This window comes from Myxococcus sp. MH1 (assembly GCF_059738865.1).
On the sequence record NZ_AP026947.1, the window covers coordinates 5,218,492 to 5,238,976 of the forward strand.

At 70.1% G+C, this 20,485-nt stretch carries 17 protein-coding genes; 7 read left to right on the forward strand and 10 right to left on the reverse strand.

All coding sequences use genetic code 11. From position 1 onward, the window contains the following. Positions 1-51: 51 nt before the first annotated feature. Positions 52-2,544 carry an endopeptidase La gene (lon, locus tag AC6JA9_RS20655; RefSeq protein ID WP_141332086.1) on the reverse strand — a complete coding sequence of 831 codons (2,493 nt, stop codon included), beginning with the start codon at positions 2,542-2,544 and terminating at the stop codon, positions 52-54. 262 nt (positions 2,545-2,806) lie between these two features. On the opposite strand from lon, the gene AC6JA9_RS20660 reads away from it, so the two are divergent. The 4 genes from AC6JA9_RS20660 (at position 2,807) to AC6JA9_RS20675 (ending at position 7,119) form a co-directional block, all read left to right on the forward strand. Beyond that, complete coding sequence (locus tag AC6JA9_RS20660) at positions 2,807-4,021, forward strand: vWA domain-containing protein (RefSeq protein ID WP_223783181.1); 1,215 nt, start codon at positions 2,807-2,809, stop codon at positions 4,019-4,021. A 186-nt stretch (positions 4,022-4,207) separates the two neighbouring features. Continuing rightward, a complete protein-coding gene (locus AC6JA9_RS20665) occupies positions 4,208-5,071 on the forward strand; it encodes an ImuA family protein (protein ID WP_497960513.1) in 864 nt (287 codons plus the stop codon). 7 nt (positions 5,072-5,078) lie between these two features. After that, positions 5,079-6,578 (forward strand): Y-family DNA polymerase, encoded by a 1,500-nt coding sequence (locus AC6JA9_RS20670; RefSeq protein ID WP_223748772.1) that lies wholly within the window; start codon positions 5,079-5,081, stop codon positions 6,576-6,578. A 7-nt stretch (positions 6,579-6,585) separates the two neighbouring features. Then, entirely contained in the window at positions 6,586-7,119 is a 534-nt protein-coding gene (locus tag AC6JA9_RS20675; RefSeq protein ID WP_267696308.1) for a hypothetical protein, read from the forward strand. A 6-nt stretch (positions 7,120-7,125) separates the two neighbouring features. Here AC6JA9_RS20675 and AC6JA9_RS20680 read toward each other — a convergent pair whose 3' ends face one another. Continuing rightward, a complete protein-coding gene (locus AC6JA9_RS20680) occupies positions 7,126-7,659 on the reverse strand; it encodes an FHA domain-containing protein (RefSeq protein ID WP_046713622.1) in 534 nt (177 codons plus the stop codon). Between the two features lie 121 nt (positions 7,660-7,780). Here AC6JA9_RS20680 and AC6JA9_RS20685 point away from each other — a divergent pair, with 121 nt between their 5' ends. Both AC6JA9_RS20685 and AC6JA9_RS20690 read left to right on the forward strand, forming a co-directional pair. Then, a complete protein-coding gene (locus tag AC6JA9_RS20685; protein ID WP_497960725.1) occupies positions 7,781-8,755 on the forward strand; it encodes an NAD-dependent epimerase/dehydratase family protein in 975 nt (324 codons plus the stop codon). Between the two features lie 85 nt (positions 8,756-8,840). Beyond that, positions 8,841-10,262 carry a hypothetical protein gene (locus tag AC6JA9_RS20690; protein ID WP_426746486.1) on the forward strand — a complete coding sequence of 474 codons (1,422 nt, stop codon included), beginning with the start codon at positions 8,841-8,843 and terminating at the stop codon, positions 10,260-10,262. Between the two features lie 3 nt (positions 10,263-10,265). Here AC6JA9_RS20690 and AC6JA9_RS20695 read toward each other — a convergent pair whose 3' ends face one another. The 6 genes from AC6JA9_RS20695 to AC6JA9_RS20720 all read right to left on the reverse strand — a co-directional run bounded on the left by AC6JA9_RS20695 (position 10,266) and on the right by AC6JA9_RS20720 (position 16,935). Continuing rightward, complete coding sequence (locus AC6JA9_RS20695) at positions 10,266-11,768, reverse strand: ATP-binding cassette domain-containing protein (RefSeq protein ID WP_497960517.1); 1,503 nt, start codon at positions 11,766-11,768, stop codon at positions 10,266-10,268. Between the two features lie 246 nt (positions 11,769-12,014). Beyond that, positions 12,015-13,130, reverse strand: a complete 1,116-nt coding sequence (locus tag AC6JA9_RS20700; RefSeq protein WP_223748769.1) for an SPFH domain-containing protein — start codon at positions 13,128-13,130, stop codon at positions 12,015-12,017. Continuing rightward, positions 13,130-13,621: an NfeD family protein gene (locus AC6JA9_RS20705; RefSeq protein ID WP_223748768.1), complete on the reverse strand. Its 492-nt coding sequence runs from the start codon at positions 13,619-13,621 to the stop codon at positions 13,130-13,132. The genes AC6JA9_RS20700 and AC6JA9_RS20705 overlap by 1 nt, the downstream gene beginning before the upstream one ends. A 121-nt stretch (positions 13,622-13,742) precedes the next feature. After that, positions 13,743-14,408 (reverse strand): hypothetical protein, encoded by a 666-nt coding sequence (locus AC6JA9_RS20710; protein WP_223748767.1) that lies wholly within the window; start codon positions 14,406-14,408, stop codon positions 13,743-13,745. Between the two features lie 237 nt (positions 14,409-14,645). After that, a complete protein-coding gene (locus tag AC6JA9_RS20715) occupies positions 14,646-15,095 on the reverse strand; it encodes a GNAT family N-acetyltransferase (RefSeq protein WP_497960520.1) in 450 nt (149 codons plus the stop codon). A gap of 118 nt (positions 15,096-15,213) precedes the next feature. Then, positions 15,214-16,935 carry a Hint domain-containing protein gene (locus tag AC6JA9_RS20720; RefSeq protein WP_497960522.1) on the reverse strand — a complete coding sequence of 574 codons (1,722 nt, stop codon included), beginning with the start codon at positions 16,933-16,935 and terminating at the stop codon, positions 15,214-15,216. Positions 16,936-17,202: 267 nt separating this feature from the next. Here AC6JA9_RS20720 and AC6JA9_RS20725 point away from each other — a divergent pair, with 267 nt between their 5' ends. Beyond that, positions 17,203-18,492 (forward strand): glycosyltransferase, encoded by a 1,290-nt coding sequence (locus tag AC6JA9_RS20725; protein ID WP_497960524.1) that lies wholly within the window; start codon positions 17,203-17,205, stop codon positions 18,490-18,492. Between the two features lie 15 nt (positions 18,493-18,507). On the opposite strand, the gene AC6JA9_RS20730 is transcribed toward AC6JA9_RS20725, so the two are convergent. Beyond that, complete coding sequence (locus AC6JA9_RS20730; RefSeq protein WP_497960849.1) at positions 18,508-18,954, reverse strand: hypothetical protein; 447 nt, start codon at positions 18,952-18,954, stop codon at positions 18,508-18,510. Then, on the reverse strand, positions 18,905-19,984 hold the full coding sequence (locus tag AC6JA9_RS20735) for an NADPH-dependent F420 reductase (protein WP_497960526.1): 1,080 nt from the start codon (positions 19,982-19,984) through the stop codon (positions 18,905-18,907). Before AC6JA9_RS20735 ends, AC6JA9_RS20730 begins: the two co-directional genes overlap by 50 nt. Between the last annotated feature and the right edge of the window lie 501 nt (positions 19,985-20,485).

Sequence of the window (20,485 nt, forward strand, 5' to 3'; positions counted from 1 at the left end):
CTCACCGAGGGACCTGCCCGCGTCAGGCTTCGAGTCGCTGAAGCCCGCGCTTTACGCGCGGACCTCGGGCGACCCGGGCTCGGTGGACGCAGGAGGCAGCGAGGCCTCCTTGCCCGGCTCGCCACCCGGAGTCCCCGCCGACGACTTGAACGGCGACGTCTCCAGCGCGGCCTTCAGGACCTCGTCCATCTGGCTGACGAAGATGAACTCCAGCTCGTTCTTCGCCTGGTCCGGCACGTCCACCAGGTCCTTGCGGCAACGCTCGGGCAGGATGACCCGCTTGATGCCCGCGCGGTGGGCCGCCAGCACCTTCTCCTTGATGCCGCCAACCGGCAGCACCAGGCCACGCAGCGTGGCCTCGCCCGTCATCGCCGTGTCGTGCCGCACCCGGATGCCCGTGAGCAGGCTGGTGAGCGCCGTCAGGATGGTGACGCCCGCGGAAGGACCATCCTTGGGGATGGAGCCCGCCGGGAAGTGCAGGTGGATGTCCGTCTTCTCCAGGAAGTTGGAGCTGATGCCCAACTGCTCGGACTTGCTGCGCAGGTAGCTCAGCGCCGCCGTCGCGCTCTCCTTCATCACGTCGCCGAGCTGGCCGGTGAGCGTCATGCCGCCCTTGCCTGCCATCTTCGTCGCCTCGATGAAGAGCAGATCGCCGCCGGCCGCCGTCCAGGCCAGACCCGTGGCCACGCCCGGAACCTCCGTGCGCTCCGCGACCTCCGAGTAGAACATCTCGGGCCCGAGGATCTCCTTCACGCGCTCGGCGTTGATGGTCTGCTTCTCCAGCTTCCCACCCGCGACCTCCACCGCCACCGCGCGGCAGATGTCCGCGATGCGCCGCTCCAGGTTACGCACGCCCGCCTCGCGGGTGTACGAGGTGGTCAGCGTCAGCAGCGCCTCATCGGTGATCTCGATGTGGTCCGGGTTGAGCCCGTGCTCCTTGAGCTGCTTGGGCACCAGGTGGATGCGCGCGATGCTCTGCTTCTCCTCGAAGGTGTAGCCCGACAGCTCGATGATCTCCATGCGGTCGCGGAGCGGCCCGGGGATGGGATCCAGCTGGTTCGCCGTGGCGACGAACATCACCTTCGACAGGTCGAACGGCACGTCGAGGTAGTGGTCGCTGAACGTGTTGTTCTGCTCCGGGTCCAGCACCTCGAGGAGCGCCGCGCTCGGGTCGCCACGGAAGTCGGCGCCGAGCTTGTCGATCTCGTCGAGCATCATGACCGGGTTCTTCGTGCCGGCCTTCTTCATGCTCTGGATGAAGCGGCCGGGCAGCGCGCCGACGTAGGTGCGCCGGTGGCCGCGGATCTCCGCCTCGTCACGCACGCCGCCCAGCGACAGGCGCACGAACTTGCGGCCCGTGGCCTTGGCCACGCTCTGACCCAGCGACGTCTTGCCGACGCCCGGAGGACCGACGAGGCACAGGATGGGCCCGCGCATGTCGTTCTTCAGCTTGCGGACGGCCAGGTACTCCAGGATGCGCTTCTTCACCTTCTTGATGCCGAAGTGATCCTTGTCGAGCTGCTGGCGCGCGTTCTCGATGTCGAGGTTGTCCTCGGACAGCTTCGACCACGGCAGGTCGGCGATCCAATCCAGGTAGGTGCGCGCGACGGTGTACTCGCTCGACGCCGCCGGAATCGTCTTCAGGCGGTTGAGCTCCTTGTTCGCGACCTTCTCCACCTCGGGAGGCAGGGCGGCCTTCTTCAGGCGCTCCTGGAGCTCGTCGAGCTCCTCCTCCTCCTCGCCCATCTCGCCGAGCTCTTCCTTGATCGCCTTGAGCTGCTGGCGCAGGTAGTACTCGCGCTGGGTCTTCGACATCTCGCCCTTCACGGCGGAGTCGATCTTGTTGGAGAGCTTGAGGATCTCACGCTTGCGGTTGAGCAGCTCGAGCACAAGCTTCATCCGCGCCTTGAGGTCCACCGTCTCCAGGACGGCCTGCTTCTCCTCGATCGGCACGTCCACGTTGGCGGCGATGAGGTCGGCCAGGTGACCGGGGTGGGTGATGCTCTCCACCAGCTCCGTGGCGGCGGCCGGCAGCTCGGGCATCAGCTCGATGACCTCGCGCGCCAGCTTCTTGAGGTTGATGCCCAGGGCCTCCACCTCGACGTTCTCCGCGGAGGTCTTGTCCTCCACCGCGTCGACGCGGGCCTTGAGGTACGGGGCCTCCTGCACCAGCTCCACCACGCGGAAGCGGGCGAGTCCCTGGACGACGAGCGAGTAGTTGTCCTCGCCCATCTTCAGAAGCTTCACGATACGGGCCACCGTCCCCATGGTGTAGAGGTCGGCGGCGCCCGGATCCTCTTCCTCGGCGCGGCGCTGCGTGACGACACCGATGACCTGGTCGTCGCGCACCGCGTCCTTGATCAGGGCAATGGTCTTCTGACGGCCGACGGCCAGCGGGAGCACGCCGCCGGGAAAGAAGACGCTGTTCCGCAGGGGCAGGATCGGCAGCACCTGGGGAATGTCTTCCTTGTTGATGAGCCCCGGAGGGGCCATCGCGGTGGGCATTGCGCTCGCGGCGGTGCCCTTCTTCTTCTCATCGGACATGAAGTTCGGCCTCTTCCTTCTTCAAGCCCGGCCCTCCCTGCGACCGGACCGGTGAACATCTGTCGGTTTTCTGCGGCAGATGAACCAACGTAACAACCAAAACGCCCGTGGCAAACGCCGTGTGCGATTTTCCACGCTCAAGTCGGATGCCAGACGCTGCGTCCTTGTCTCGCGTCCGGGCCGGGGGTGGGGCATGCTCGCCCCCCCAGCCTCGCTGCGACGCACCGCCCGGGTGCGCCGCCTTCCCCCTCAGGAGGACGCCATGAAATCCAGAACCCGAGCCCCCCTGCTCCTGTTGCCGGCCCTCTGGGTGGCGTCCTGCACGTCGCCCGTCGACGAGGCCGGATCCACCCTGCCGGGCAAGTGTCAGAGCGAATCCCCGGTGGTGGCCCCGCAGAAGACGGACATCCTCTTCGTCATCGACAACTCCGGCTCCATGGCCGAGGAGCAGGCCGGAATCGCCACCGAGCTGCCCGCCTTCATCCAGGGCCTGCGGGAGGGCGGCGGCGTCACCCAGGACTTCCGCGTGGGGGTGATCACCACCTCCGTGTACCGCCGCGTCTTCACCCAGGGCCGGGAGTTCTACTCGGAGTATCCGAGGGAATCCGGCCTCCTGCAGCAGGTGCCGATGGCGAACGGGAGCGCGTCGGAGGACCGCTTCGTCGAGAGCTCGGATCCGGACCTGCTGGAGCGCTTCCGCTTGCTGGTGAAGCAGGGGACGAGTGGCAGCGGGCAGGAGTCCCCCTTCGAGGCCGCCCGACTGGCGGTCTCCGAGCCCCTGACCACCACCTCCATCGCCGAGGGTGGGAACGGAGGCTTCCTGCGGGACGGGGCGCGGCTGCTCGTCGTGGTGGTGACGGACGAGGAGGACTGCAGCTCCACCGCGCGGCCGCCGCCGGTCATCGTCACGGACGACACGTCGGTGGACAAGTGCCACGAGGGCGCGGGGCTGCTGACGTCGGTGGACGAGTACGCGGAGGTCTTCAAGAGCCTGCGCGACTCCAAGGGCGGACGTCGGGAGGTGCTGTGGGCGACGGTGGGCCCGGTGGCGCTGAGCGACAAGCGGGCGGAGTTCTTCCTCGATGAGTCGCCGCAGGGCACGTATGTGCGCAACGCGGACTGCCCCACGTCCTATGGGCCGGGCTTCCGTCACCGGGCGATGTCGGAGAAGTTCGACTCGGCGCTCGACAACCTGGATTCCATCTGTCGGGAGAGCTACCGCGACACGCTGCTGCGCATCGCGGAGCTGGCGGCGGTGGCGCAGAGCCTGGACGTGGTGAACCTGCCGGATCCGCGCCTGGCGCAGGTGGAGATCACCCGCGCCGGGGGCACGGTGGAGCGCTGCTCGGTGGCCGCGGGCGACCTGAGCTACGAGCCGTCCGGGGAGGACCGCCCCGCGCGGATCTACTTCGGCGGCAGCTGCCTGCGCCGCGCGGATGATCAGAAGGTCGAGGTGAAGGTCATCTGCGCCGGTTAGGTCCGCCGGAGGGGTGACGCCCAGGGGCTCGAAAACCCTGGCGTCGCCCCGGTGGATCCAAGCCATCACGTCGTGTCGCCGGGCCCGTCGCCGTGCGTCCTGTGCGGGCGCACGTCAGACCCTTGAGCATACTGAACCGTCGTGCAGGCGTGCGTTCGGTGTGTCGGGTCCTGGCGAGGAGGCGAGATGAGCGCGGTGGCGGAGCAGCGCAGTGGCGGCGCGGTGGTCGAGCAGCTTCGCGAGCGCATCCGCCAGTTGCAGGCGGCGCCGCGCAGCTACCTGGCGGTGTTGCGCACGGGGATGGAGGCGGTGGACGCGCTGCTCCCCTCGGGCGGCTTCCCGCTGGGGCAGGCGGTGGAGCTGTGTGGTGAGGCGGCCTCCGGCAGGACGAGCTTGGCGCTGAGCGCGGTGGCGTCCGCGCACAAGGAGGCGCGGCTGTGCGCGTGGGTGGATGGACCGCGCGAGCTGTATGCCCCGGCGGCGGCGGCGCAGGGCGTGGACCTGGAGCGGCTGCTGCTCGTGCGACCCAAGGCGCCCGAGCAGCGGGTGTGGGCGGCGGTTCAGCTGGCCCGGAGCGGGGCCTTCGCGTGCGTGGTGCTCGACCTGACGCGAGGCGTGGGCGCGACGGGGAGACCGCCGCGGGTGGGGCTGGCCGAGGCGCGGAAGCTGGCGGACGCGGCGGAGCGTGGCGGCGGGCTGCTGCTGCTGCTCACCTCGCCGGAGGCTCCGGCGGATGGGGTGACGCGGCTGCGCATGGAGTCGCAGGGGGCGGAGGGCTGGGCGGTGGAGGTGGTGCGCAGCAGGCGCGGCGGCACGGGGACGCGGGCGGTGCTGCCGTGGAGCGCGCTGTACCCGGAGCTGGGGCTCGAGGAGGGGGGGCGTGTGCTGGACGTGGGGCAGGTGGCCGCGGACGCGACGCCGGACTTCCTGCGGGAGACGCCGTGGGTGGCTCGCAACGGGCTGGGGCACCAGGGGCAGCGGTCCGGGCGGGATGGGGTGATGCCCTCGCTGCGGGTGGCGTCGGACGTGGCCTCGGCGGCGCACAACTGAGGGAGCCATGCGCAGGGCCTATCTGCATTTCACGCGCTTCCCGGTGCAGCGCAAGGTCATCGAGTGTCCGGAGCTGGCGGGCCGGCCCTTCGTGCTGGTGGAGGAGGCTCGCGGCCAGCGACGGGTGGTGGCGGCGTCCACGTCCGCGCTGAAGGCGGGCGTGCGGCCCGGGGTGACGCTCACCGCGGCGACGGCGCTGGAGCCGGGGCTGCGGCACTTCCCCTACCGGTTGGAGGAGGAGAAGCGGGCACTGGTGGCGCTGGGGGAGGCGCTGCTGAGCCTGGGGCCGGGCTTCCAGCTCTCCGCCCCAGATGGACTGTGGCTCGACGCGGGGGCCGCGCACCTGTCGGGAGGTGAAGCGGGGCTGTGCTCTCGGGCGTTGGCGTTGTGCGAGGGGTTGGGGTACCGGGCGCACGTGGTGGTGGCCTCAGAGGCGTTCACCTCGCGAGCGCTGGCGCGCTTCGGAGCGCGGCGGGTGGAGGTGGTGGCGCCGGGGGCGTCGGCCCAGGCGCTGGCGCCGTTGCCGTTGGCGGCGCTGGAGGGGCGGGAGTCCGCGCCGTTCTCCGCGTTGGGGCTGAGCACGTTGGGGGAGGTGGCCCAGCTGCCGCCGGGGGCGGTGGCGGCGCGGGGTGGGGTGATGGGGGCTCGGGCGCATGCGTGGTGTGGCGGGAGGGATGAGACGCCCTTCGTGGCGGAGGTGCTGGACGAGGTGCTGGAGGAGCGGCGGGTGTTGGAGTGGCCGGCGGAGTCGTTCGAGCCGTTGGGCTTCGCGCTGAAGACGTTGTTGGACCGGTTGGGGGCGCGGCTGGTGGGGCGGGGGCGGGCGGCGGTGCGCATCACCTTCACGTTGAAGCTGGACCCCACGGGGCAGCAGCGGGTGACGTTGTCGCTGGCGAGGCCCACGGCGGCGGCGAAGTTGTTGTTGGACCTGGCGCGGCACCGGCTGGAGGAGCTGCGGTTGGAGAACCCGGTGGCGGAGGTGTCCGCGCGGGTGGACGAGTTCTCCGAGGACCGGGGGCAGCAGCTCTCGTTGGGGGACGCGCCGGAGGGGGACGCGGCGCTGGAGGTGGTGTTGTCGCGGCTGGCGACGACGTTGGGAGAGGAGTCGCTGTGCTCGGCGGGGTTGGAGCCGGTGCATCGGCCGGAGGGCGCGCAGGGGACACGGGCGTTCCGCCCCCCCGAGGCTCGCAAGGGGTGGGGGGAGGCGCTGACGCCGGTGGAGCGGAGGGACGGTGGGCTGCGGGAGCGGCCGTCACGTTTGTTGGCGGAGCCCGCGTGGCTGGACGCGGAGCTGGGAGACACGGGTCGGTTGCTCGCCGCGCGAGTCGGCGGACGGCGTCACCGGGTGACAGCGGTGACGGGCCCCGAGCGATTGGGCGGCGAGTGGTGGGCCGAGACGCCCTTCCAGCGCGATTACTACCGGGTGCACTTCGAGGGACTGGGGCCCGCCTGGGTGTTCCAGGACATGCGCGACGGCCGCTTCTACCTGCAGGGGTTGTTCGACTGAGCTATGCATGGTGACCATGCGCGCCCTCTCACTCCTCCTGCTGTCGCTACTCGCCACCGCGTGTTCCGCGCCGCAGGTCCGGCCTCCGGGGGCCATCCGCAAGGTGGTCGTCGTGATCGGCACGCGCGTGGACTCGCTGCCCGTGGCGACCTATCGCGAGGACATGCTGGGGGAGGGCAACCCGCGCTCCGTCCTCATCGGCCAGACGCAAGCGGTGCTGCGTGAGCGCGGCTTCGAGGTGGTCGGCTCGCGCATCTCCGACGCACCATCCCCCTCCACCGGCGAGGTCGTCGCCCTCATCCGCGAGAACAAGGCCGAGGCCGCCGTCATCGTCGTGCTCAACTGGGTGGACGTGTCCTCCATCCGCGCCATGGGCCGCGCCGAGGTCTTCCTGGAGGCGGGCCTCGTCTCGCCGAACGGCGACCTGCTGTGGCGCAAGGACTCCCGCACCGTCTCGTCCATCAGCATGTACCAGTCGCAGACGGACTACAGCTCCTACCTGCGCAAGGCCGTCATCGACGCCGTCAAGGAAGTGCCCTGAGCCCCCTCAGGGCTTCGGCTGGGGGCTCGCCAGCCGAAGGTGCTCGTGCACCGTCTCCGCGCGGAGGTAGAGGAACTGCGCGTCGCCGAACGCCAGCGTGTCCCCGTCGTTGAGCGTCACCTGCGCGCGGAAGCCCAGCGGCGCGCCGTTGATCCACGTGCCGTTCATCGACTGCGCGTCCCGCACCTGGAAGCCACCCGTGGTCGCGTTCCAGCGCAGCGTCGCGTGGTGCTGCGACACGGACGGGTCTGGCACCACCAGGTCGCAGTCCGAGCGCCCCACGGTGAGCTCCTCCCCATCCACCTTGGGGTTCAGGAAGTGCACCTCCAGGTTGTCGAAGTCGCGGAGCATCGCGAGCAGCCGCTCCGTCATGCGCGAGCGGTGCGCCATGCCCACCGTGCGAGCGCCCGTCAGCTGCTGGGCGACGTTCCGGAAGACGGGATCCACGGGCTGCTGGATGAGCGCCACCGGACCGGACGCGGCGCGGAAGGCCTCCAGCGAGGCCGAGGCGAAGGGACGGAGCTGGTTCACGGACACCATGCCTCCCACCCTACGTCCAAGCGGGGGCCACGGGAAGTCGTGTGACAGTGCCCGCCAGGCCCCCTCATCGCCACATCACCAGCATGGCTTCCGACCCGAGGGCATGAAACCCTCACGCTTCATGCGGGTCCTCGTCACGGGCGCAGCGGGCTTCATCGGTCACCACGTCAGCGCGAAGCTGCTCGCCCGAGGTGACACCGTCATCGGCGTGGACAACCTGGACCCGTCCGGAGACGTCGCCCTCAAGCGCGCCCGACTGGCCCGACTCCGCTCGCTTCCCGGCGCGGAGCGCTTCACCTGTCACGAGGCGGACATCACCGACGCTCCCGCGCTCGCGGGAATCTTCCAACGGGAGCACCCCGAGCGAATCGTCCATCTGGCCGCGCGGGTCGGCGTGCGAGAGGCCGGAGCCTCCGCTTCGTCCTACGTGGACGCGAACATCGTGGGCTGGCTCCAGCTCCTGGAGCAGGGCCGCGCCGCGGGCGTCTCGCACCTGGTCTACGCGTCCTCCAGCTCCGTGTACGGCGCGGACACGCCGCCGCCCTTCCACGAGAGCGCCTCCGCCGACCATCCCCTCAATGTCTACTCCGCGACCAAGCGCGCCGGAGAGCTGCTGGCCCACACGTACAGCCACCTCCACGGCCTGCCCACCACGGGCCTGCGCTTCTTCACCGTGTACGGACCCTGGGGACGCCCGGACATGGCGCCGCTGCGCTTCCTGCGCGCCTTGAGAGCAGGGCGCCCCATCGACCTGTACGGCGAGGGACGCATGCTGCGCGACTTCACCTTCGTGGAGGACGTGGCGGAGGCGGTGCTGCGCGTCCTGGACCGTCCTCCCGTGGGGAGCCCTCCGTATCGACTGCTCAACGTGGGACGCGGGGAGCCCGTCTCCGTGCGGGACTTCGTCGCCGTGCTGGAGCGGCTCCTGGAGACCCGGGCCGTGCTGCGGCTCCTGCCCGCGCAGGCCGGGGAGATGGACTCGACCTGGGCGGACCCCGCGGCCCTGGAGCGCGAGACGGGCTTTCGCCCCCGCGTGTCCGTGGACGAAGGGCTCGCGGCGCTCGTGACCTGGGCGCGCGGGCACTCCGTCCCCTGAGCTAGCGTCCGTGCCCTCGTCACCCGGGCCGGCAGGTGGCCTGCTTCCCTCTCGAGGCTCCTGGTCCTCCAGGAGGAGTGTCGTCATGTCCCGGAATCATCGCGTGCGCTTGCGTCTCACCTTCTTCGCGCTGCTGCCGCTGCTCGGCGCCTGCTCGGACTCCCGCGAGCCTTGCGTCCGGGACTCCCAGGCGGCCTTCGCCCCCGTGGACTTCCTCGATGAGCACCTCCGGGCGCGGCGCGTCGACTGCGGTTTCCAGAGCAGCGTGAGCGATCTGGCCGTGGGGGCGGATGGCACCACCTGGCTCCGCCGCGGCGAGTACGAGGACCGGGGCGAGGACACCTTCTTCTTCCCGCCCGTCAAGCGCCTGTCGCAGGTGGACGCGGAGGGAGGGTGGCGGAGCGAGCTGTCGCTGCCGGACTTCGTCCACCACCATGTGGTTCATCCCAGCGGAGAGCTCACCGTCTTCGGCTGGGAGCGCGAGGAGGACCCGCTCGCCATCCAGGTGCGCCGCATCCGACCGGATGGAACCGTCGTCGCGCAGCGGCGCTTCACCCACGCGATTCCTCCGGAGGCGCGCATGGACTTCATCGCCCTGCCGAACGGCGCCCTGGGACGGGCGCAGCTCCCGGACTCCGAGCGCAACGCCGCCATCATGCTGGCGCGGGCGGATGGAGAGGAGGCCGTCCTCCTCCTGGCGCTCGACGGCATCCGCGTGGGGCGGCTCGACGCGCGCCTGGAGACCCTGTGGCTCAGCCCCGTGGCGCCCTCGGTGGCCCTGAAGGACTTCTCCACCTGGGAGCAGATGGAGGCCGTGGGCGCCCCCTGGGTCGGCTGGGGCCTGGACGTGGACGAGCAGCACCAGGTCCACGTCGCCACGCCGCTGATGGACCTCCAGCGGCGCGCCTACGAGGAGTCCTTCGAGCGCGAGCCCAGGGGCGCGACGGGACGCGCCTTCCTCCTGTCCTCCTTCTCGCCCACGGGCGCGTTCGTCTCCGCGCGCGCCGTGTCCGCGCCCGAGCCCCAGGAGATCGTCGGCCTGGTGGTGCGGGCCGGCACCTTCGCGCTCGGCGCCAGCGAGCGGGCGCTGGTGGGCGGCAGGACCCTCTCCCCGGACCTGTACTTCGCCTCCGGACGCCTCGACGGCGCCGCGGAGGACGACCTCGTGCGCGCCCTCGACGTCGAGCGCGACGACATGCCCGTGTCCTTCGTCGCCTGCGGTCAGGCGCGTTACTGCTTCGCGGGCGACACGGGCTTCGCGCAGGACTCCACGGACCCCGAGCAGCGCAAGAGCAAGGGCTTCCTGCTCACGGTGGACGCGAGCGGCCAGCAGCAGGGCCTGTTCCAGCTTCGGCGAGAAGAGGCCGTGCACGTCCTCATCGCCAGACAAGGCGTGGGGGACTCGGTGGTGTTCGCGTTCGGCATCGACGGCTCCCGGACCACGGGGGGGCCCGGGAGCCGCGCGAAGTCCAACGAGACGTGGGTCGGCATCCTCTCGCCGCCCTGAGGCTCACCCGCTCGTCACCTCCACCTGTCCGTGCTCCACGCGCCAGCACTCGCTGGTGCAGGCGCGCGCGAAGGTGGAGTCGTGGCTCACCAGCAGCAGCGCGCCGGGGTACTCGCGCAGGGCCGCCTCCAGTCGCTCGATGGAGGGCAGGTCCAGGTGGTTGGTGGGCTCGTCGAGCACCAGCGCCCAGGCGTGCTGACCCAGGCCCCGCGCGATGAGCAGCTTGCGCACCTCACCCGGGGACGGCTGCTCCGAGCCGAGCAGCCGCTCCGGGTCCACGCCGAGCGCGGCGACGAGGGACAGCACGCGGCCCTTCTCCTCGGGAGGCAGCGCGCGCACCGCGTCCAGGGTGGCCCGGGCCTCCTCGGCGCCCACGTCCTGCGGCAGGTACAGGATGCGCTCGCGCGGCACGCGGGTGTTCTCCAGCAGCGCGCGCACCAGGGTGCTCTTGCCCGCGCCATTGGGACCCTCGATTCGCACGCGCGCCTCGCGGCCCACCGACAGCTTCACCGGCCCCAGCAGCGGCACGTCCCCCGCGCGCAGCTCCGGCACGTCCAGCGTGATGAGCCACGGGTTGGGCGAGCGCACGTAGTCGACGAAGACGGAGCGGCCCATCGTCTTGTCCGCGTGGAACTCGCCCACCGCGTCGCTGACCCGCTCCAGCTCCCGGCGGAGGATGCCCACGCGGCGGCCCGCATGGTTCTCCGCCCAGCCCGCGACGACGGACGCGCCCATGGAGCGCGCGTCGTTGTCGTTCTTGTCCTTGAGCCGCTTGCGGGTGCTGCGCGCCGCGTCCGCGGAGGCCTGCTCGCGCCGGGCCTGGTCCAGCATCCGGGCCGTGCGCTTCTGCTCCGCTCTGGCCTGCTGATAGGCGCCCAGCTCGGCTTCACGCTCGGCCTCCCAGTGCTGCCTCGCCGCCAGGTAGGCCCCGGGCCACAGCCGCGCGTCGCCGCCGTGCACGCGCAAGGTGTTCGTGGTGAGTGACTCGAGCAGCGGCCGGTCATGTGACACCACCACGCCCACGCCCTTGAAGCGCTTGAGCGCGGAGACGAGCCAGGCCCGGGCCTCGGCGTCCAGGTGGTTGGTGGGCTCGTCGAGCAGCAGCACGTGTGGCTCGGCCGCGAGCGCCGCGCCCACCTGCCAGCGCTTGCGCTCTCCCGGTGACAGCGTGGACCAGCGCTCCAGCGCGGAGACGTCCAGGCCCAGCTGTCCATGCAGCCGCCGCGCGAGCGAGTCCCACGACTCGGCGAACTCGGTGATGTCGGGCGTGAGCGCCTCGACCTCCTGACGGCACAGCCGCAGGGTGGGGGAGGGCGGCTCGAACTGGAGATGCCCCTCGGTGGGCGTCAGCTCTCCGGCCAGCAGGCGGAGGAGCGTGGACTTGCCCGCGCCATTGGCGCCCACCAGGCCCGTCCAGCCCGTGGGCAGGTGGAAGTCGACTTCGGAGAGGACGGTGACAGCGTCGGAATAGGCGTACGACACGCGATGCGCGCGGAGGGATGACATATGAGGCGAACTCCTGAATCCAGGGCGCGAGCACGCACGAGGCGGCTCAGCGCGATGACGACTCGAACGACCTGGGACTCAGCGGTTCTGCCTCAAGGGTGAATCGACCTCGCGTAGGGAGGGGTTGTCAGGCCCTCCGGTGGATGCGTGCCTTCAATCTATGACGCTCGCCGGGGTGGATTGCAACCACGACGTGCCCGCCGTCCAGGTCCGACGGCGGGCGTGAAGCCTTCCAGACAGCGGCGGCTACTCGTCCTGCTCGGTGGGCGGGCGAGGGCGCCGAGGCGGCACGGCGGGGACGCCGGCGAGCGTGGCGGACTCGGAGAGCACGTTGCCCCGGGCAATCGCCTGCGCGCTGAGGGCCGCGGCGGTGGGCACCTGCCGCTGCGCGGGGACCTTCGCCTTGGCGGCCTCCTCGTCCTTGAAGAAGACCTCCTTGAGCGCGGAGACGGCGCCGAGCGTGGCGGTGGCCTCGTAGGGGATGAACATCTTGTTGTCCCCCTTGCTCATCTCCTGGAGGGTCTCCATGTAGCGCAGCGCGAGCACCTCGGGGGTGGCGCGGCCGTTGTGGATGGCCTCGAAGGTGAGGCGCGTGGCCTCCGCCTTGCCCTCGGCCTCCAGCATGGTGGCGCGCTTGTGGCCCTCGGCGCGGGCAATCTCCGCGTCGCGCTCGGCCTCGGCGCGCAGGATTCGGGAGATCTTCTCGCCCTCGGCCTGGAGGATGGCGGCGGCCTTGTCGCCCTCGGCCTTGGTCACCTCGGCGCGGCGCTCGCGCTCGGCGGTCATCTGCTTGGCCATGGCGGACTTGATGGCCTGGGGCGGCTCGATCTCACGCAGCTCCACGCGCGTCACCTTCACGCCCCACTTCTCCGTGGCCTCGTCCAGCACCATGCGCAGGCGCGTGTTCACCGTCTCGCGGCTGGTCAGCGTCTGGTCCAGCGTCAGGCCGCCCATGACGTTGCGCAGGTTCGTCATCGTGAGCTGCTCGATCGCCAGCGCCAGGTTCTCCACCTGGTACAGCGCCTTCGCGGGGTCGACGATCTGGTAGTAGATGACCGAGCCGACCTCCATGTTGACGTTGTCGTGGGTGATGACCTGCACCGTCTCGAAGCCCATGACCTGCTCGCGCAGGTCCACCATGGTGCTGCGCATGTAGCGGTTGCCCGTGCGCATCTCGATGGGGCGGGGGCTGTCGATGAACGGGATGAGGATGTTCAGCCCGCTGGTGGCCACGTCGTGGAACTTGCCCAGACGCTCCACCACCATGACCTTGGCCTGGGGAACGATGCGCACGCAGGTGTAGAGCAGGAAGCCCAGCGCGCCCACCACGGCGAGTAGAAGTACGACCGTCCCTGCGTCCATCAGCGCTTCTCCTGGTTCTGTTCCCCGGGGGGAACCGATGACAGCGTCGCCGAGGGGCGGCGCACCCAAAGCTTGAGTCCTTCGACCTGCTCCACGGTGACCAGCTCGCCCGCGAGGATGGCGCCCGTCAGCGAGCGGGCCATCCACAGCTCGCCGTTGATGCGCACCGTGCCCCCGTGGGGCGCGTCGATGGCCTCCGTCACCACGGCCTCCTGACCGACCATGGCCTCGATGCCCGTCTTCAAGTGCGAGGCATCCCGCATGAAAACGTTCTTGAACAGGGTGCGCGAGGCGGTGATCAACCCGATGGCCACGGCGCTGAAGAGCCCGAGCTGGACGATGAAGGTCAGCCCCAGGCCCGCGGCGAGCGAGGCGACGAGCGCCCCGGCCGAGAACCACACGAGCCCGAAGCCGGTCAGCTTCAGCTCCAGCACCCCGAAGACGAGGGCGGCGGCGACCCAGAGCTGCCATGCGGAGGGGAACAGGTCCATGAAGGTCTCTTTGTCAGTCGATTCCCCTCCCTGTCAAACGGGGGTCGGCCGGGACGAAAGCGTCCTTCAGGACTGAGAGGGCCAAAGGCGCCGCGTCCCCTCAACGCCGGACATTTCCAGGCTATTTCACCCGGAACAGCTCCCGCGTCTCGACGATGGGCTGATAGCCGCCGACGGTCCGGGTGAAGAGCAGTCGCTGGGGGACGCCCGTGCTGTCGCAGTCCAGGGCCTCCAGGGCGAGTGTCTCCTTGAAGACGAGCGTGTGCTGGAGGGGTTTGGAGTGGGAGGTGGTCTTCTCGATTCCGACGGTGCGGGGTGGCTCCTGGGGGCGGACGGGGTAGGACTTGGCGGGGCGGCGGGTGACGATGAACTCCACCTTGGCGGGGGAGCGCTCCAGGTCGAGCACGTAGTCGCTGGTGTCCCTGTGGCTGGGGCCCGCGGTATCCGGGGTCAGGCTGTCGAACTGCACGTGGGTGTCCGCCCAGTAGGCGCCCCGCTCATCGCGGTGGAAGCGCACGGTGAGCGTGTAGTTGTTCTTGAGCAGGGCGTCATTGGCCATGCGGACCAGCGGGTCCTTGAGCTGCGCGTCGGTGAGGGGTGTCTGCCATTCCTTGAACACGCGCCCCTTGTAGGTGCCCAGGTACAGCTCGCGGTTGACGCCACAGGGGGCGGGCTTGCGGGAGGCGTAGCGCGTTTCCGCGCCCTGGCCTGGCGACGGGAACAGCAGGGCGGACGCGAGGATGAACAGGAAGGGAAGGGCGAAGCGGTTGAGGCCGTGCGACGACATGGGTCCTCCTCGTCGGGAGATGACGGGGCGACATGGGCCGATGCCGCCCTCCGGAGCGACTCGCGCCAGGAATGGGGCGAGAGCCGAGCGGACGACGACGGTAGGCACCGCGCACGGGCGTGACAGGGATTCTCAGGAGTCGAGCGTTGCTGCGCGGACAGCCTCGCGGGGTGTGGCGCGCGCGTGTCCGAGGTCGAACGAGGACCTCGGACGAAGGGCTGTCTGGAAACGTCGTGGCTACGGGCTCAGGGTCATGAAGAGCTCGGCGACGCCGTCCACGACCTGCGGGTGGTCCTGGGGCTCCGCGCGGAAGCCACACTTCTTTAGGACGCGGACGGAGCCGACGTTGTGGACGGCGACGCACGCGTGCAGCGGACGTGTCGGCTCCACCGTCAGGAACTCCGAGAGCGCGCGGGTCGCGATGCCCCGGCCCCAGTGCTCCCTGCCAATCCAATAGGCGATGAGCCGCTCGCCGTTCTGCTCCCAGCTGCTGATGTACCCGGCGACCCGTCCGTCGACGACGATGGTGCGGGTGACGTTCTCGGGGCGGAGGACCTTCGTGCGCCAGTGCGTCATGAAGGCCTCGCGCTCCCGGGACGGGAAGGCGGCCATGTGCAGCGCGACCGGGTCGCGTTGGTGCTCGAAGAAGAGGGGGAGGTCTTCGTCCGTGACGTTGCGCAGGTGCATCAAGAGGGTCCAGCCTCCACGAGTCGGGTGTCGCGGCGAGTGTAGCTCGCGGCCCCGCTCGCGATGACTGGAATGCAAGGTGGGTGAGGGCGGCCCGAGCGCGACCGCCCTCACGTCCTCATCGGCCCGAGGGGAGCGTCCCCGCCTTCAGGCTGCTCTGGTAGTCCACCTGCCACCGCGCGGGGAGCCGCGCGAGCAGCTCCGCCGTCAGCGCCGCCCGGTCCTTGAACTCGTAGGCGCGCTGCATGGTGACGTCGCCGACCAGGAAGCCGTTGGCGTACAGCGTGCTGCCCTTGGCCTCGCGCTTCTCCTGGAGCGAGCTCCGGTCGAGCTTCAGGTTGTGCACGGCACCCGCGAACATCTCGCGGTCCGCCTTCACCAGGGTGGAGATGCCCGAGTCGGTGAGGACGCGGTTGCCGACCTTCAGCTCCTCCGCCCACACCACCCCGCGGTCCGGCGTCATCACCGGGTGGGTGCCCGTCAAGAGCAGGTCATGGCCCACGTCGTCGCGGAGGCGGACCATCTCGATGCTCTCGGTGCCCACCGTCGTGTCCGCCACACGCAGCGCCTGGCCCGAGCCGTCCGTCACCACGCGGGCTCCCTGGGCGATGCGCTCGATGGGGGCGCTCTTTCCTCCCGCGAGCTTCACCTGGGTGCCCGCCGCCAGACAGCTGTAGGAGATCTGGATCTTCGGCATGCACACCATGCTCGGCGTGAAGGTGGGCGACGAGGAGAACTGCTTGGTGACCTGCGTGGGCCTCCCCAGGCGGTTCATGGTCACGTCGATGCTCATGAACAGGTCCACGTCCTCGTAGGGCTGGAAGAAGACCCCGGTGAAGACGCCCTGGTTCTGGGGGATGTCCCACTGCACCTGCCGTGGGTCCGAGGGGTTGATGGTCAGCCAGTTGAAGAAGGTGCCGAAGGCCATCTCCCGAGGACCACCGCTCTCCTCGACGAGCTTGGCGTACGTGCCCGGCGTGTTGTTGATGCTCGTCACCGGGAAGGGGAAGGTCATCGTCCCCTTCAGCGGAATCTGCACCTGCTGGAAGTTGACCAGCGGGTAGTCACAATCGCCGTTGTTGCGCTGCAGGCAGATGGTGACGATGTTGTCCGGCCTCGCGGCGGGTGCCAGGTCCCTGGGGTGGACGATGTCGCAGCCCGGCGACGGCGAGACAGTGGCCGACTTGTAGAGGACGTACTCCTGGCCACCGAAGGAGACCAGGCTGGCCGAGTCGACATAGAGCAGCGGATCCCGGGTCAGCGGGAGCACTCCCGTGGCGCGGGCCCACAGCTTGCGCCCATCGGCATAGACCTCGCCCCATCCATAGTCAGACACCTGGTTCTGCTGGGTCTCGTCCCAGACCACCACGTCCAGGAAGCTGTAGTCCGCGCCTCCCTGCACGGTGGAGAACGCCGTCGCCTCGAAAGTCCTCCCGTCCGGCCCGACGATGACCTTGCCGATCAAGTGGTCCCTGGGGGCCTCCGCGGAGACCTGGGCGCTCACGCCCTGCCTGCGCGCGGCGTGGCGCTCGCGCACCGACTGGAGCATGGCGAAGAACTGGGGATACTTCTCCGGGGTCTTTCCCGCGGCCGCTACCCGGGCGCGGAGGAAGCGGTACTGGGCCTCGTCGGACAGGTCCAGCGCGACGACACCACCGTGCCTCGCGGCCAGTGCTCGCACCTGGGACAGGTCTCCGGGGCGCAGCTCGTTCGGGCCCGGCGCCTCGGTGGGGCTCTGCCCGGAGTCCTGGGGAGTCTCCTTCTGGCATCCAGCCAGGGCGAGGCTCACGGTGAGCAGCAACGACAAGGGAGCAGCATGTCTGCAAAGACGTCGTGACATGGTCTACCTCTGGGGGTGGGACTGCGGTGAGAGCGGCCGTGCCAGTGCACGCGTGTCCGTCCCTGGGGAGGAACGTGGGGCGAATGACAGGGATTGGCAAAGGCATATCAAGAGTTGTTATTCATTGATATCCGTCAGGGTCCCGCAAGGTTCCGAACAAAACAAAGACATCGATTGGAGGCATGGAAGGGCGAGGAGGCCTGGTGGTTTCCCACGAGGCGACATGGGGGTTTCCACGGTGGGACAGCTCGGTGATAAGCGTCCCCCATGTCGAAGATCCTCATGGCGGCCCACCCCACGGCGGGCCACACCAACGCCCTGCGCGCCATGGGCGTGCGGCTGCGCGAGCTGGGGCACGACGTCGCGATGGCGCTCGCCGCGCCGCCGCTCCCTTTCTCGAACCTCTGGCCGGAGCCCCTGCGCGTGGCGACGACGCTGCCCCAGGCCATCCAGCGCGACGGCCTGCGGCTCATCCGGCTCCAGCCCGCACCCGCCATGCTCTGGTACGGCGCCCGTATTCCGCACGCTCGGGGCGTCGACGAGCTGGCCCTGGCGCTGCGTCTGTTCACCGCCGGGATGAAGTCGCAGGCCCGCCACCTCGCCCGGGAAATCGAGGCGTCCGGCATCGACGTGGTGCTCGGCGACTACCTCATGCCCGCGGCACTGCTCGCGGCCCGGCTGACGAGGCGGCCCTACGCGGCGTTCTACCACTCCGCGCTGCCTTTCCCCGTGGAGGGTGCGTCTCCCTTCGGCAGCGGCCTGCCGGACGACGCGCCTCGCGACGAGACCTGGGCGCGCGCGGAGCAGGCCACCCAGGCGCTCGGCGCGTGGTTCGATGCCCGGGTCGCCAGGGATGCGCGCGCGTTGGGCGTGCGCCTGCGCCCTGGCGGTTTGCTCTCCGCGCCCATCTCCGACGACCTCAACCTGCTGGCCACCCTTCCGGAGCTGGAGCCCGGGCTGAAGCCGCTCACGGGGCCCGTGGAGATGACCGGCCCCTGTCTTCCCCGGGCGCGGGACGCGGACCGGGACGACCCCGCGCTGCGCTCCCTCCAGCCCGGACGTCGCCACGTGTACGTGTCGCTGGGGACGGTGTTCAACGGCCAGCCCCGCGTGTTCGACGCCATCCTCGACGGACTGGCGCGACACGACGTCCACACCGTCGTCAGCGCGGGCGCCAGCTTCGGGCGGCTGGAGCGACGCGCGGGCCCGCGCACGCTCGTGTTCCGTCAGGTGCCCCAGGTGCCCCTGCTGCGGCGCGTGGACTTGGTGGTGACACACGGCGGGAACAACACCGTCCAGGAGTCGCTCGCCGCGGGTCGCCCCATGGTGGTGATTCCCTTCGGTGGGGATCAGCTCGCGAATGCGCGCCGCGTGGAGCGGCTCGGCGTGGGGAGCGTGGTGCTTCCCTCGGCGCTGGAGGCCTCCTCCGTCGCGAGCGCGCTCTCCCGGCTCCTGGAGCCCGCCGTCACGACCCGGGCCCGCGCGCTTGCGTCCTCGCTGGAGGGCGTGGACGGAACCGAGCGCGCGGTGCAAGCGGTGCTGCGACTGTCGAAGTGAGCGCGGTGGCGCCGCTCAGTCCTGGACCCAGCGGAACGTCACGCGATCCCCGCCGGTGAGCCGCGCCGAGAGGTTCGAGAGCTCATACACGTCGGTATGGGTTCCGAAGAGGCCCTTCGACTTGCTGAAGAGGAAGCGGGTCGACGGATCCAGCACGATGCTCGACCACTCCGAGTTGGTGTCGCAGCCGGCGGTCGAAGGCGACGGCCAGTTGCACCAGCTGTTGCCGGACTCGTTCCAGACCTTCCACGGCTGGCTGCTGCTGAGGAGGGTCACCTGCTTCCAGCGACTGATCAGCCGCCAGGCGCTCGCGGACCGTGTGCCGGTTGCCGCGAGTGCCTCGGTCCACCATGGATACGCACAGCCCGCCGAAAGCTGGCTGCGGGCGGCGGTGCTTTCTTCCCGACGCGCGTCAGGGCTTTCGCTGGGCCGCCGCGAGGAAGAAGGGCTTCGCCGCGTCATCCGCGGCCTTCCGGTACTCGGGGATGCGGCCGCGGTCGGAGGCGGCGAGGGCGGCCTTCAGCTTCGGGGCGTCGAGGTCCTGGGTGTAGCAGGGCGTGCCCGGCTGCTGGCGCCAGGAGCCCTCGAGGTCTCCGGCGTCGACCGGGTCGAAGCCGAGCTCGTCGATGAGGCGCAGGACCTTCGCCTTGGCCTCGGGGGCGCCGGCGACGGGGAGCGCGACGCGGCCGGGCGTGCCCGGAGGCTGGCTCTTGTCCGCGAGGGATTGGGAGTAGATGTTGTTGAAGGCCTTGACCACCGGCCTGCCGAGCCGCTCGCTGACCCAGACGCTCTCCGTCCTGCCTTGCTCGAGCTCGGGGATGGCGCCGTCCCGGGTCGGGTAGTAGTTGCCGGTATCGATGATGACCACGTCGGCGGGCACGCCCTGGAAGAGGTCCTTGGGCAGGTCCATCACCGCGCGCTGGGGGATGGTGACGACCACGACCTCGCCGCTCTTCGCCGCCTGGGCCGCCGTGACGGCCGTCGCGCCGATCTCCGCCGCGAGCTCCCGAATCGAGTCCGGTCCCCGCGAGTTCGCCAGGGAGACCTGGTGGCCCAGCTTCACCCACTTGCGCGCCAGCGTGGCGCCGATGTGGCCCGCTCCGATGATGCCGATCTTCATGTGTGCCTCCTGGAAGGAGGGGAGCCGGCCATGCGGGCTCCCGACCGATGGGGCACGCCTGATAACCAGCTCCTCCGACGCCTGCCCGGAAGAAATCCATCTTTCGCGAAGTCGGACTGTCCCGCACGGAGTCTGGCGGGAGGTGACTGCTTGCCCCGCCACGACATGACAGGCGGGGCAATCGCGCCGGGCGGACCGATGCCTGTGTTTCAAGGCGCGCCAGCGCCCAGACCAATGGACGTGGAGGCTGCCCGACAGGGGGAAGGGCGGAGCCGACCTCTGAAAACGATCTCCTGCCCCCTGCGCTGCTGCGCGATCCCTCGAATCAACCAGGAGACGGAGATGCCAGGGAGGCAGGATGCCGTTCCTCATGGGAAGAGGCGTCGCCTTCCCTCCGTCGGTGCCCAGGCCGTGCGTTGCCCACCGGCTTGGGGTTCCGTGAAGGATGTGCTGGGCTCACTCCCGCAGTCCCAGCGCAGTCCCTCGTCACGGAGGATGCATGAAGAAGATCGTGTTGCTGTCGTGCGCGCTGCTGTGGGTCACCGCTTGCGGTGGTCCGGAGGCCCCGGAACCTCTCACCCCCGAGGCCCCCATCCAGGACCTCGTCTCGCAAGGAGATCTTGCCCCGACGTACTGGTACACCTGCCAGCTCCCGTGTCGGGCGGGCTTCTGTCCCACCAGCTCCATCCCATACCCAGACTGCTCCTCGGGTATCCGCTACACGTGCACGCCATGCATTGGGGGGCCTGACCCTCTGTGATGCACGTGACGTGAGTCCTTGTGAGAGGGGGGCGGAGAGCGCCCCCCCCCGAGTCGCGCGTCCCGTTCGCCGAAGCGTGTCGACCGTCTCCCCGTCAAGCTGGGAATGAATGT